This is a genomic window from Variovorax sp. JS1663 (genome assembly GCF_002157355.1).
Taxonomy (GTDB): Bacteria; Pseudomonadota; Gammaproteobacteria; order Burkholderiales; family Burkholderiaceae_C; genus Variovorax.
In genome coordinates this window covers 28997-41450 of record NZ_LYMK01000045.1, presented here as the reverse complement: position 1 = coordinate 41450, position 12454 = coordinate 28997, and the positions used below count along the sequence as shown (strand labels likewise).

Genomic DNA, 12454 nt, shown 5'->3' with positions numbered 1-12454 from the left:
CGGCCATGCGCCGCGGGGCCGTTCCCACAGGCGCGCGGAGGGCATCGAATGAGCACCACCACGCAGTTGCTGGTCCGCAAGGACGAACTCGCTTCCACCCAATTGCGCACGGCCGATGACACGGCGCTGGCCGACGGCCAGGTCCGGCTGCGCATCGACCGCTTCGCGCTCACCTCCAACAACATCACCTACGCCGCCTTCGGCGAATCGATGAGCTACTGGCAGTTCTTCCCGACCGGCGAAGAAGGCTGGGGCTCGATCCCGGTGTGGGGCTTCGGCTCGGTGGTGCAGTCGTCGCATCCCGGCGTGGCGGTGGGCGAGCGGCTGTACGGCTACGTGCCGATGGCCTCCAGCGTCGTGCTCTCGCCCGAGCGGCTGTCGCCGGCGCGCTTCACCGACGGCACGCCGCACCGCGCGGCGCTGCCGGCCGTCTACAACCAGTACTTCCGTTGCGCGCGCGACCCGCTCTACAGCGCCGAGACCGAAGACCTGCAGGCGCTGCTGCGCCCGCTCTTCATCACCTCCTGGCTGATCGACGACTTCTTCGACGACAACGATTTCTTCGGCGCGCGGCCCGGCATCGCCCTGCTCTCCAGCGCGTCGAGCAAGACGGCCTACGGCACCGCCTTCCAGATGCACCAGCGCGAGGGCATCGAGGTCGTGGGCCTGACCTCGGCCGCCAACAAGGCCTTCTGCGAAAGCCTGGGCTGCTACCACCGCGTGCTGGCCTATGGCGAGCTGGACCAGGTGGCGGCCGATGCAGCCTGCGTGTACATCGATTTCGCCGGCAACGGCGAGCTGCGGCGCGCGATCCACACGCGCTTCCCGCAGCTGCGCCACGACTGCGTGATCGGCGGCACGCACGTCGAGCAGCTCGCGCCGCCGGGCACGGCGAAGGAGCTGCCGGGCCCGCGCGCGGCCTTCTTCTTCGCGCCGGCCCAGATCAAGAAGCGCACCGATGAATGGGGCGCCGACGGCTTCGGCCGGCGCATGGTGCAGGCGTGGCAGGGCTTCCTCGCGAAGGTGGCGCAGCCCGCGACACCCTGGCTGGTGGCGCAGCACCACGACGGCGCGGCGGCGGTGCAGGCCGCCTATGCACAAGTGCTGGGCGGGCGCGGCGATCCGCGCATCGGGCACATCCTGTCGCTGTCGCGCGGCTGAGCGCTGACCGGGTCACGCCCAGGCCCCACAATGTCGCGGTGACCCCCGCATCCTCTTCCTCCTCTTCCGCGCACCCCTACGAAACGCTCACGCCCGACGTGGTGCTGGACGCGCTCACCAGCCTCGGCCTGTACGGCGACGGCCGCCTGATGGCGCTCAATTCCTTCGAGAACCGGGTCTACCAGGCCCACCTGGAGGACGAGCGCGCGGTGGTGCTCAAGTTCTACCGGCCGGGCCGCTGGAGCGACACGCAGATCGCGGAGGAACACGGCTTGTCCAGCGAACTGGCCGCCGCCGAGGTGCCGGTGGTCGCGCCGCTCGCGCTGGCGGGCGCAACGCTGCACCACCACGCCGGCTTCGCCTTCAGCGTGAGCCCCTACCGCGGCGGCCGCCGCCCGGAGCTCGACGACTTCGAGGTGCTCGAATGGGTGGGCCGCTTCCTCGCGCGCATCCACACGGTGGGTGCCGCGCGGCCCTTCGTGGAGCGGCCGGCGCTGGATCTGGCGAGCTTCGGCCTGGCCTCGCGCGACTGGCTGCTGGCGCACGAGATGATCCCGCTGGACGTGCAGCGCGACTGGGAAAAGGCCTGCAGCGAGGCCTTCGAGATGATCGCGGCCACCGCGCTCGGCGCCGACACCTACACGGAAATGAAGACGCTGCGCCTGCACGGCGACGTGCACCCCGGCAACATCCTGTGGACGCCCACCGACCGGCCCGATGGCGGCCCGCATTTCGTGGACCTCGACGATGCCCGCATGGGCTTCGCGGTGCAGGACCTGTGGATGCTGCTCGGCGGCGACCGCGCCCAGCGCACCGCGCAGCTGAGCGGCCTGCTGGAAGGCTACGAGCAGTTCCGCGAATTCGACCGGCGCGAGCTCGCGCTGATCGAGCCGCTGTGCACCCTGCGCCAGATCCACTACAGCGCCTGGCTGGCGCGGCGCTGGCGCGATCCGATCTTCCCGATCAACTTCCCCTGGTTCGGCTCGAGCGACTACTGGAAGGGGCAGATCCAGATGCTGCAGGATCAGTGCGAGGCGATGGCGGAGGAGCCGCTGTACGCCTGAAGGCTGCCGGCACATCGAGGAGGCGACGACATGATGAAGGCATTGCGGCTGCTGCTGGCCGGCTTTTTCGCGGCCCTCCTCCTGGCGGGCTGCGGCACGGCCGCGGTCCGGACCGGCGCGGCGACCCGGAACAACTGAGCCTCGGCCTCTCGGAATCGATCGCGCTGGGCGACTGGCGTCTCTGGTTCGCCATGCGCGACTGGATCGAGGCGGTCACGCCGGCCGAGGTGCAGCGGATGGCCGCCACCTGGCTGCTGGCCTCCAACCGCACCAGCGGCAGCTACCTGCCGAGCGACACGCTGCCGCCGCGCGCACCGCCGGCGCAGGCTACCGACATGGCGCAGGTCCTTGCCGACTACCGCGGCGGTGGAGGACTTCGCGCTGACACCGGCCAACATCGACGCGCACACCGTGCTGCGGCGCCACCGTCGGTGAGCTGGTGCTCATCGGCCCGCTCGCGCCGGACGAGGTCACCGCCCAACGGCAGCAGGCCATCGGCGACTGGAAGGCACCGGAGCGGCGCCGCGGCTGGGTCTTCGCCTACCCGAGCGACCTCGACCGGCTGGCGCCGCCGGCGCCGATCAGCGTGCCCGACAAGGCCAATGCCAACTACGTCGCCCGCATCCCGTTGGCGATGAATGCCGAGGCGCCGGATTTCCCGGCGCTGTTCGCCGGCGTGCAACTGCTCGGCGGCCGCGCCGGCGCCGCGCCCGAGGTCGGCTTCGCGCGGCGCGCCATCGTGAGCGGCCGCGCCGACGCCCTGGCCCAGCCCGCCAACCTGGCCGGCACCCTGGCCACGAACCTGCGCCACGGGCGCGACATGGCGCACTACGCGCGCTTCACGCAGGCCTACGAGACGCTGGACGCCGATGCCGTCAACGCGGCGCTGAAGAAGTACCTGCGGCCGGAACGGCAGCTTCCCGTGAGAGCCTGGGGGTCTTTCGCTCAGGCCTCTATCGCGTTCAGCAGCCGCTGCACCAGCACGTTCTCCGGCCCTGCGCGCCACACGGCGTAGGCTTCCGACTGCGCGACGGGCCGGTCCAGCGGCCGGAACACGGCGCCCCGCAGCGCCGAGCGGCGCATCGCATCGGGCACCAGCGCCACGCCCATGCCCTGCGACACCAGCGACACCACCGCCAGCCAGTGCCGCACCTCGTGCCGCACTTCGGGGCGAAAACCCGCATCGGCGCAGATCGACAGGATGCGCTCGTGGTAGTCGGGAGAAGCGCTGCGCGAGAACAGCACGAAGGGCTCGGCCCGCAGATCGGCCGGCGCCAGCAAGCGCCGCCGCGCCAGCGCATGGCGGGCCGGCAGGCAGCAGACGAAGGGCTCGGCCAGCAGCAGACGATGTTGCAGTTCGGGCGGCAGGCGACTGCTGTGCACGAAGCCGATGTCGAGCCGGTCGTGCAGCAGCTCGGCGATCTGCTCGCCCGAGTTGAGCTCGGTCAGCGTGACCCGCACCGACGGATGCCGGGCCTGGAAGCTGCGCAGCGCCTGCGGCAAGCCACGGTAGAGCATCGACCCGACGAAGCCGATGCGCAGGCGCCCGGCCGAGCCCGAAGCCACGTCGCGCGCCTGGAGTGCCGCCTCCTCGGCCTGGCGCAGCAAGGCGCGCGCCGACGCCATGAACTGCTGGCCGGCCGGCGTCAGCCGCACCTCCTTGCTGTTGCGCTCGAACAGGCGCGCGCCGACCGACTCTTCCAGCTGCCGGATCGCCACGCTCAGCGGCGGCTGCGAAATCGACAGCCGGCGGGCAGCGCGGCCGAAATGCAGCTCGTCGGCCAGCACCGAGAAGTAGCGCAGATGCCTCAGTTCCATGAATAGTCAGATCGAATCGAACAAGACCTAATCGATATTAGACAGAAATCGTCGTGCCACGAACAATCCTTTCCAGCAAGGAGACAAACTCATGGCCGACACCGCCGCCCACCCCGTGCCCGACCGTCACGGTCAGAACCTCTTCAGCACCGACACCGAGCTGCAGCGCCTGCTCGCGCTGTACCTGCCGCCCGACCTGCTGGCGCACATGCAGCCGCACTTCGAGCGGCTGGGCGGGCTGGCCGGCGGCCTGCTCGACGAACTGGCGGGCACCGCCGACCGCAACCCGCCAACGCTGGCGCATCGCACCCGCACCGGCCTGGACCGGCAGGAGATCGTCAAGCACCCGGCCTACGTGCAGATGGAGCGTCTCGCCCTCTCCGAATTCGGCCTGGCCGCGATCTCGCACCGCGACGAAACCCTGGGCTGGAAGGGCAAGATGCCGCCCTTGGTCAAGTACGTGCTGACCTTCCTCTTCGTGCAGGCCGAGTTCGGCCTGTGCTGCCCGGTCTCGATGACCGATTCGCTCACGCGCACGCTCAAGAAGTTCGGCAGCCCCGAACTGGTGGCGCGCTTCCTGCCGCGCCTGACCACACTCGACTTCGACACGCTGGCCCAGGGCGCCATGTTCATGACCGAGCAGGCCGCCGGCTCCGACATCGCCGCCACCCAGACCCGCGCCACGCAGGATGCCGCCGGCCAGTGGCGCCTGACCGGCGACAAGTGGTTCTGCTCCAACCCGGACGCCGACTTCGCCATGGTTCTGGCCCGCCCCGAAGGCGCGCCGGCGGGCATGAAGGGCGTGTCGCTGTTCCTGTTGCCCCGCACACTGGAGGACGGCAGTGCCAACCACTACCGCATCATCCGCCTGAAGGACAAGCTCGGCACCCGCTCGATGGCCAGCGGCGAGATCCGGCTGGAAGGCGCCGTGGCCTACCTGGTCGGCGAGCCCGGCCGCGGCTTCGTGCAGATGGCCGACATGGTCAACAACTCGCGCCTGTCGAACGGCGTGCGCGCCGCCGGCCTGATGCGCCGTGCCGTCGCCGAAGCCGAGTTCATCGCCAGCGAGCGCCGCGCCTTCGGCAAGCGGCTGGCCGACATGCCGCTGATGCAGCGCCAGCTGCAAAAGCTCCGCCTGCCGGCCGAGCAGGCGCGCAGCATGGTGTTCCAGACCGCGCTTGCGCTGGCGCGCTCGGACGGCGGCGACGCCGCGGCCTACCCGCTGCTGCGCATCCTCACGCCGCTGATCAAGTTCCGCGCCTGCCGCGACGCGCGCAAGGTGACGGGCGATGCGATGGAAGTGCGCGGCGGCTGCGGCTACATCGAGGAATGGGCCGATCCGCGGCTGGTGCGCGACGCGCACCTGGGCTCGATCTGGGAAGGCACCAGCAACATCGTGGCGCTCGACGTGATCCGCGCCGTGACGCGCGAGAACTCGTTGCCCGCGCTCGAGGCGCACTTCGGCGCGCTGCTGGCCGAGGCGGAGATCGCGCCCGCCTTCGCCGCCGCACTGCGCGACGCGCTGGGGCGGGCCTCGGCCCTCGCCCGGCAGGCCGCGCAGGAAGGCGGCGACCTGCTCGCCCGCCAGGCGGCCTCCGCGCTCTACCACTGCTGCAGCGCGATCGCGATGGCCTGGGAAGGCGCCCGCACCGGCTCGGCGCAGCGCGTGCAGTGGGCGCAGGGCGTGCTGCTGCACCGCGTGCTGCCGCGCGACCCGCTCTCGGCCGACGCCGTGCCGGCGGGCTGGAACACAGCATCCTGATCACGAACAACGGAGACACCCTCATGCGACTGCTCGCCACCCTCGCCTTCGCCTGCGCCGCGGCCCTCGTGCCGCTGGCCCACGCCGACAGCTTCCCCGACAAGCCCATCGCCCTGGTCGTGCCCTTCCCGCCCGGCGGTCCCACCGACGCGATGGCCCGCACGCTCGCCGCCGAGATGAAGGAACGCCTCGGGCAGCCCATGATCGTGGAGAACCGCGCGGGCGCCGGCGGCAACATCGGCGCCGAATTCGTGGCGCGTGCGCCGGCCGACGGCCAGACGCTGCTCTTCGGCACCTCCGGCCCGCTGGCCATCAACGCCAGCCTCTACCGCAAGATCGGCTATGACCCGGTGAAGAGCTTCGCACCGGTGATCCAGGTCGGCCACCTGCCCAACATCCTGGTGGTGCATCCCTCGGTGCCGGCCAAGGACGTGAAGGAACTGGTCGCCTATGCCAAGGCGAATCCGAACAAGCTGAGCTACGCCTCCTCGGGCAACGGCGCCTCCTCGCACCTGGCAGGCGTGCTCTTCAACACGACCGCCGGCGTGGACCTGCAGCACATCCCCTACAAGGGCACCGGCCCGGCGCTGAACGACCTGCTGGGCGGCCAGGTCAGCATGAGCTTCACCGACGTGCTCACTGCCCTGCCCTACGTCAAGGCGGGCAGGCTGCGCGCGCTGGGCATGGCCAGCGCCACGCGCTCGCAGGCGCTGCCCGAGGTGCCGACCATCGCCGAGCAGGGCCTGAAGGGCTACGACGTCAGCGTGTTCTTCGGCATCGTGGCGCCGGCCGGCACGCCGGCCGACCGGGTGAAGAAGCTCAACCAGGCCTTCGCCGAAGTGCTGGCCTCGCCCAAGGTGAAGCAGCAGTTCGCGGCCCAGGGCCTGGAGCCCGCGCCTTCCGCCGCGCCGGAGCAACTGGCGAAGTTCATCCAGGCGCAGATGCAGATGTGGGCCACGGTCGTGCGCCAGTCGGGCGCGCAGCTCGATTGAACCCCGGGAGACTGCACATGAACACCACCACCCCGACCGGCGCGCTCTCGGGCGTCCGCGTCCTCGACCTCTCCCGCGTGCTGGGCGGCCCCTACTGCGGCCAGGTGCTGGGCGACCACGGCGCCGACGTGCTGAAGATCGAGCCGCCGCAGGGCGACGACACGCGCGGCTGGGGCCCGCCCTTCCAGGACGGCGTGTCCTCCTATTACCGCGGCCTCAACCGCAACAAGCGGGTGCAGCACCTGGACCTGGGTTCGGAGGAAGGCCGCGCCACGCTGATGGCGCTGCTGCCCGAGGCCGACGTGCTGATCGAGAACTTCAAGACCGGCACCATGGAGCGCTGGGGCATCGGCTACGAGACGCTGTCGCAGCGCTTCCCGCGGCTGGTGTGGTGCCGCGTCTCGGGCTTCGGCGCCGACGGCCCGCTGGGCGCGCTGCCGGGCTACGACGCCGCGGTGCAGGCCATGACCGGGATCATGAGCATCAACGGCGAGGCCGAGGGCGGCCCGCTGCGCGTGGGCCTGCCGGTGGTGGACATGGTGACCGGGCTGAACGCCACCATCGGCGTGCTGCTGGCGCTGCAGGAGCGCGCGAAGAGCGGCCGCGGCCAGTTCATCGAGGCTGCGCTGTACGACAGCGGCCTGGCCCTGCTGCATCCGCATGCGGCCAACTGGTTCCTCGACGGCGCGACGCCGAAGCGCACGGGCAATGCGCATCCCAACATCTACCCCTACGACGCGCTGGCGACCGGCACCGACCCGATCTTCGTCGCGGTGGGCAACGACCGCCAGTTCGCGAGCTTCTGCCAATGCATCGGCCTGCCGGCGCTGGCGGACGATCCACAGTACCGCGACGCCCGCTCCCGTTCGGTGAACCGCGAGGCACTCAAGCAGCAGCTGGAAGCCGCGCTCGCCGCCTTCGACGGCCGCACGCTGGTCGACACCCTGATGGCCGCCGGCGTGCCCGCCGCGCCGGTGCTGCCGGTCGATGCCGCCCTGCAGCATCCGCACACCGCGCACCGCGGCATGGTGGTCGAACTCGGGGGCGGCTACCGCGGCATCGCCTCGCCGATCAAGCTGTCGCGCACGCCAGCGAGCTATCGGCATGCGCCGCTGACGCCGGGGGAGCGCTTCCTCGAAGGCTGAAGGACCTCAGGACTCGATCGGCAGCCCGAGGCTCAGCGGCACGCTCAAGTAGCCGCGAAAGCGCACCCGGCCGCCGCGCCGGACCGGCCCGCCGACGCGGTAGTCGGGAAAGCGCGCGAGGAAGGCGCCGATCGCCACCCGCCCTTCCAGGCGCGCCAGGCTCATGCCCACGCATTGGTGCGCGCCGGAGCCGAAAGCCAGGTGGCGGTTGGGCGAGCGCGTGATGTCCAGCCGGTCGGGGTCCGCGAACACGGCTGGATCGCGGTTGGCCGCCCCGATGCACAGCGTGATCCGCGTGCCGGTGGGCACGTCGATGCCGCCGACCTGGCTGTCCTGCGTGCTGATGCGGTTGCCCAGCTGGTTGGAGCTCTCGAAGCGCAGGAACTCCTCCACCGCGAAGCGGACAAGCGAGGGGTCGTCCAGCAGCCGCCGCTTCTCGTCCGGCCAGTCGAGCAGCGCGACCAGGCCGTTGCCGATCAGGTTGGTGGTGGTCTCGTGCCCGGCGTTGAGGATGAAGATGCAGTTCTGGTAGAGCTCGTTCTCGGTCAGGCGCTCGCCGCCGTCCTCCTCGCCCTGGATCAGCCGGGTGAGCACGTCGTGCGCCGGGTCGCCCGGATGCTGCCTGCGCTCCAGCACCAGCGTGCGCAGGTACGCCACCATCTCGACCACGGCCTGGTTGCCGGCCTCCAGCTGCGCCGGCGTGGGCTGCGGCTCCAGCGCGCCCAGGATGGCCAGCGACCAGCGGCGAAGCGGCTCGCGCTCGCCCCGCGGCACGCCCAGCAGGTTGCCGATGATCTCGACCGGGATGGCGGCGGCGAAGTCCTCGATCAGGTCCACCGTGCCGCCGGCATGCTGGCGCTCCTCCATGCGGTCGAGCAGTCCCTCGACCAGGTGCCGCAGGCCATCCTCCAGCGACTCGATGGCATGCGGCGTGAGCGCGCCGTTGATCAGGCCGCGCACGCGCGTGTGCAGCGGCGGGTCGTTGAACACCAGGCTGGTCGTGTGGTGCTGGTAGAGCGGGCTGCCCACGCCGTACTTGGGCGCGAACTCGGCGTGCTTGTCGGAGCTGAAGCACTGCGTGTTCTTGTAGACGGCCACGCAGTCGGCATGGCGGGTGAGCAGCAGCGAACCGTCGGGCATGCGGCGCACCGGCGAGTCCTCGCGCAGCGCGGCGTACCAGGGATAGGGGTTCTCGTAGAAGGCCGCGCCGGGGTCGCGCAGGTCGAAGCCGGTGATGTCGATCGGGGACGCACCGGCCTGACCCACGGCGCCCTCGCTAGACCAGCAGCGCGTTCACGCGCCGCACGTAGGCGGCCGGGTCGGCCGGCAGGCCGCCCTCGGCCAGCAGGGCCTGGTCGAACAGGATGTTCGCCAGGTCCTCGAAATGCGCCGATCCCTCCAGCTTCTTGACCAGCGGATGCTCCGCGTTCACCTCCAGCACCGGCTTGAGCTCCGGCACCGGCTGCCCGGCCTGCTTGAGCATGCGCGCGAGCTGGGTGCTCATGCCGCCGTCCTGCACCACCAGGCAGGCCGGTGAATCGACGAGGCGCGTGGTGACGCGCACGTCCTCGGCCTTGTCCTTCAGCGCCTCCTTGAGCCGCTCCAGCAGCGGCTTGAAGGACTCGGCCGCTTCCTCGGCCGCCTTCTTCTCGGCCTCGTCCTGCAGCTTGCCCAGGTCCACCGCGCCCTTGGCCACGCTCTGCAGCGGCGTGCCGTCGAACTCGGTGAGGTAGTTGAGCGCCCACTCGTCGACGCGGTCGGTCATCAGCAGCACCTCGATGCCCTTCTTGCGGAAGATCTCGAGCTGCGGGCTGTTCTTCGCGGCAGCCAGGGTGTCGGCGGTGATGTAGTAGATCGCCTCCTGGCCCTCCTTCATGCGCGCCTTGTAGTCGGCGAAGCCCACGTTCACCGTGTCGGTGGTGCTGGAGGCGAAGCGCAGCAGCCTGGCGATGCGCTCGCGGTTGGCGAAGTCCTCGCCCAGGCCTTCCTTGAGCACGGCACCGAACTCGGCGTAGAACTTCGCGTACTTGCCCGATTCATCGCTGAACTCGGCCGCGGCTTCGGCGGCCAGGGTGCTGTCGGCGTTCTTGTCGACCACGTCGGTCACGCCGTCGGCCGGGTTGGGCGCCGGCACCGATTCGCCGGAGCCCACGTCCACCTTGCCTTCCGCGTTGCTGGTGGTGGTCTTCTGCTTCTTCGCCAGGTCCTCCAGCATCGACAGCACGCGCTTGGTGCTGCCCTCGCGGATGGCCTTCACGTCGCGGCTCTCCTGCAGCAGCTCGCGGCTCACGTTCAGCGGCAGGTCGGCCGAGTCGATCACGCCCTTGACGAAGCGCAGGTAGCTCGGCATCAGCGACTCGGCGTCGTCCATGATGAAGACGCGCTTGACGTACAGCTTCACGCCCGCGCTCTTGTCGCGGTTCCACAGGTCCATCGGCGCCTTGGCGGGGATGTAGAGCAGCTGGGTGTACTCGGTGCTGCCCTCCACCCGGTTGTGGCTCCAGGCCAGCGGCGCCTCGAAGTCGTGGCTGACGTTCTTGTAGAACTCGACGTACTGCTCGTCGCTGATGTCCTTCTTGGGCCGGGTCCACAGGGCACTGGCCTTGTTGACCGGCTCCCACTCGCCGGTCTTGACCATCTCGCCGCCCTTGTTGTCCTCACCCTCCTTCCACTCTTCCTTCTCCATCAGGATCGGCAGGGAGATGTGGTCGGAGTACTTGGAGATGATGGACTTCAGCTTCCAGAGGTTCAGGTACTCCTCGGCGTCCTCGCGCAGGTGCAGCGTGACGCTGGTGCCGCGCTGCGGCCGGTTGATGCTGTCGACCTCGAAGTCGCCGGCGCCGGCGCTCACCCAGCGCACGCCCTCCTCGGCCGGCAGGCCGGCGCGGCGCGATTCGACGGTGATGCGGTCGGCCACGATGAAGCCCGAGTAGAAGCCCACGCCGAACTGGCCGATCAGCTGCGCGTCGGCCTTCTGGTCGCCCGACAGCCGGCTCATGAATTCCTTGGTGCCGCTCTTGGCGATGGTGCCCAGGTTGTCGATGGCTTCCTGCTGCGACAGGCCGATGCCGTTGTCGGCGATGGTGATGGTCCTGGCGGCCTTGTCGAAGGACACGCGCACCTCGAGCGTGGGCTGGTCCTCGTAGAGCGCCGGCTGGTCGATGGCCTCGAAGCGCAGCTTGTCGCAGGCGTCGGAGGCGTTCGAGATCAGCTCGCGCAGGAAGATTTCCTTGTTGGAGTAGAGCGAGTGCGTGACCAGGTGAAGCAGTTGCGCGACTTCGGCCTGGAAGGGGAGCTTGGTCTTGGAGATCGTCATGACTCTGAAAGAGAAACGGGAAAAAGGCGCCGCGAAAGGCGAACCGATGACTTTACAAGAGTGCCAAGTGGGGGCCAACGTGAAGAAATCCACCCCCAGCCGCTCCAGCCCACGCGTGGCGGCGATGCGACGCGTCACAAAGTCTTACTTGGTAACTTTTTAACGCCCTATACCCGCCAGCGTTTTCTCCAAGGGGATCTGCATGAAGCGCCCTGCCGGCCCTGCTGCTGTTGTCGCTGCCGCTTCCTTGCCTGGCAGAAACCCGGCTGGGCACGAACAGCGCAACAGCCCGGCTGAACTTCACGGTGATCGTGCCGCCGGTGTTCCGGGTGCTGCAGGTGACGCCGATGGCGGGGGCCACGAATACCGCGTGTGGACCAACCAGCGCTCGGTGGTACTCAACGGCCGCGAGTTCCGCTTCGACCGGGTGGGCGAAGCCACGCTGAGGGTACCGGCCGCACCCTCGGCGCTGTACGTGGTGCACGGCCTGTAGCGCTCGCTCAGTGCGTGCTGCCCGAGGGCGGCATGGGCGCCGTGCTCTGGCCCGGCAGCTCGGTGCCCGACGGGTGCGAGGCCGCGACCGCGCCGGCATACACGTCGGAATCCGACACCTTCGAGGCCATCGCCGGCGCGGCGGTGGACTGGCCTTCGACCTCGGTGCTGGCCGGCCGGGCCGCGGCCATCGCGCCGGCCTGCACCTCGGGACTGTCCGGGGAATTCATCATCAGCGGGTGGTAGTCGGAGCCGTCGGTCTTCTCCTGCGCCTGCGCGCCAAAAGACGCCAGTGCCGCAACGGCGACGATCGTGAGAATTCGGGTGGAAGCACGCATGCCTGTCTCCTGCATGAAAGGGCCCAGCGTGGCCGCGGCGCGACATGCGCCACGGCGGCTGTGCGTGCGGCCAATCTAGGTTGCCGTGCTTAGGCCAGCCTGACCTTGCGGCCCACCCTGTTCATCAGCCCTCAGCGTCGATCCGGGTCGTGCATCACCGGACCGGGCCGGATGTCGGCGGGTCCCGAGAGCGTCTGCGCATGCGCCGACACGACGCCGCTGGCGATGCCGGCGATGAAGCCGGCCGTCAGCCCCGCAGCCAGGCCGGCGGCCGCGGCGCCCAGCATGCGGCGGCGGCCGGCGTCCGCACCGGCGCCCCCGATCGTGCTGCGGTCCCATTGCGCCTGCGACATGGTGTTCTCCTGG

Annotated in this window: 12 protein-coding genes; 7 read left to right on the top strand and 5 right to left on the bottom strand. The window is 70.0% G+C overall.

Going from position 1 to position 12454, the window contains the following annotated elements:
• Positions 1–48: 48 nt before the first annotated feature.
• The 3 genes from A8M77_RS28105 (at position 49) to A8M77_RS28095 (ending at position 3240) form a co-directional block, all read left to right on the top strand.
• Positions 49–1161 carry a DUF2855 family protein gene (locus tag A8M77_RS28105; RefSeq protein ID WP_086924756.1) on the top strand — a complete coding sequence of 371 codons (1113 nt, stop codon included), beginning with the start codon at positions 49–51 and terminating at the stop codon, positions 1159–1161.
• 38 nt (positions 1162–1199) lie between these two features.
• Complete coding sequence (locus A8M77_RS28100; protein WP_086924755.1) at positions 1200–2225, top strand: serine/threonine protein kinase; 1026 nt, start codon at positions 1200–1202, stop codon at positions 2223–2225.
• Positions 2226–2664: 439 nt separating this feature from the next.
• Positions 2665–3240 (top strand): hypothetical protein, encoded by a 576-nt coding sequence (locus A8M77_RS28095; RefSeq protein ID WP_086924754.1) that lies wholly within the window; start codon positions 2665–2667, stop codon positions 3238–3240.
• On the opposite strand, the gene A8M77_RS28090 is transcribed toward A8M77_RS28095, so the two are convergent.
• Positions 3171–4043, bottom strand: a complete 873-nt coding sequence (locus tag A8M77_RS28090) for a LysR substrate-binding domain-containing protein (RefSeq protein WP_086924753.1) — start codon at positions 4041–4043, stop codon at positions 3171–3173. The genes A8M77_RS28095 and A8M77_RS28090 overlap by 70 nt on opposite strands.
• A gap of 91 nt (positions 4044–4134) precedes the next feature.
• On the opposite strand from A8M77_RS28090, the gene A8M77_RS28085 reads away from it, so the two are divergent.
• Genes A8M77_RS28085 through A8M77_RS28075 form a run of 3 tightly spaced genes read left to right on the top strand, consistent with a single transcriptional unit; the run spans position 4135 to position 7942 of the window.
• Entirely contained in the window at positions 4135–5805 is a 1671-nt protein-coding gene (locus A8M77_RS28085) for an acyl-CoA dehydrogenase family protein (RefSeq protein WP_086924752.1), read from the top strand.
• A 23-nt stretch (positions 5806–5828) separates the two neighbouring features.
• Complete coding sequence (locus tag A8M77_RS28080) at positions 5829–6797, top strand: Bug family tripartite tricarboxylate transporter substrate binding protein (RefSeq protein ID WP_086924751.1); 969 nt, start codon at positions 5829–5831, stop codon at positions 6795–6797.
• 17 nt (positions 6798–6814) lie between these two features.
• Positions 6815–7942, top strand: coding sequence for a CaiB/BaiF CoA transferase family protein (locus tag A8M77_RS28075; RefSeq protein WP_086924750.1), 1128 nt, complete (start codon positions 6815–6817; stop codon positions 7940–7942).
• Between the two features lie 6 nt (positions 7943–7948).
• Here A8M77_RS28075 and A8M77_RS28070 read toward each other — a convergent pair whose 3' ends face one another.
• Entirely contained in the window at positions 7949–9208 is a 1260-nt protein-coding gene (locus A8M77_RS28070) for a cytochrome P450 (RefSeq protein WP_443272815.1), read from the bottom strand.
• A gap of 10 nt (positions 9209–9218) precedes the next feature.
• Positions 9219–11258, bottom strand: a complete 2040-nt coding sequence (htpG, locus tag A8M77_RS28065) for a molecular chaperone HtpG (RefSeq protein ID WP_086924749.1) — start codon at positions 11256–11258, stop codon at positions 9219–9221.
• Between the two features lie 370 nt (positions 11259–11628).
• Between htpG and A8M77_RS37295 the strand changes: the two genes are divergently transcribed.
• Positions 11629–11751, top strand: a complete 123-nt coding sequence (locus tag A8M77_RS37295) for a hypothetical protein (RefSeq protein ID WP_272947457.1) — start codon at positions 11629–11631, stop codon at positions 11749–11751.
• Between the two features lie 7 nt (positions 11752–11758).
• On the opposite strand, the gene A8M77_RS28060 is transcribed toward A8M77_RS37295, so the two are convergent.
• Positions 11759–12088, bottom strand: coding sequence for a hypothetical protein (locus A8M77_RS28060; RefSeq protein WP_086924748.1), 330 nt, complete (start codon positions 12086–12088; stop codon positions 11759–11761).
• A gap of 131 nt (positions 12089–12219) precedes the next feature.
• Positions 12220–12441 (bottom strand): hypothetical protein, encoded by a 222-nt coding sequence (locus tag A8M77_RS28055; protein ID WP_086924747.1) that lies wholly within the window; start codon positions 12439–12441, stop codon positions 12220–12222.
• Positions 12442–12454: the final 13 nt, after the last annotated feature.

What these genes read in the sequence shown, in the direction of transcription:
- A8M77_RS28105 (WP_086924756.1), top strand. Translation starts at nt 49, where the DNA reads ATGAGCACCACCACGCAGTTGCTGGTCCGCAAGGACGAACTCGCTTCC.
- A8M77_RS28090 (WP_086924753.1), bottom strand. Translation starts at nt 4,043, where the DNA reads ATGGAACTGAGGCATCTGCGCTACTTCTCGGTGCTGGCCGACGAGCTG.
- A8M77_RS28075 (WP_086924750.1), top strand. Translation starts at nt 6,815, where the DNA reads ATGAACACCACCACCCCGACCGGCGCGCTCTCGGGCGTCCGCGTCCTC.
- A8M77_RS28055 (WP_086924747.1), bottom strand. Translation starts at nt 12,441, where the DNA reads ATGTCGCAGGCGCAATGGGACCGCAGCACGATCGGGGGCGCCGGTGCG.
- A8M77_RS28085 (WP_086924752.1), top strand. Translation starts at nt 4,135, where the DNA reads ATGGCCGACACCGCCGCCCACCCCGTGCCCGACCGTCACGGTCAGAAC.
- A8M77_RS28080 (WP_086924751.1), top strand. Translation starts at nt 5,829, where the DNA reads ATGCGACTGCTCGCCACCCTCGCCTTCGCCTGCGCCGCGGCCCTCGTG.
- htpG (WP_086924749.1), bottom strand. Translation starts at nt 11,258, where the DNA reads ATGACGATCTCCAAGACCAAGCTCCCCTTCCAGGCCGAAGTCGCGCAA.
- A8M77_RS28060 (WP_086924748.1), bottom strand. Translation starts at nt 12,088, where the DNA reads ATGCGTGCTTCCACCCGAATTCTCACGATCGTCGCCGTTGCGGCACTG.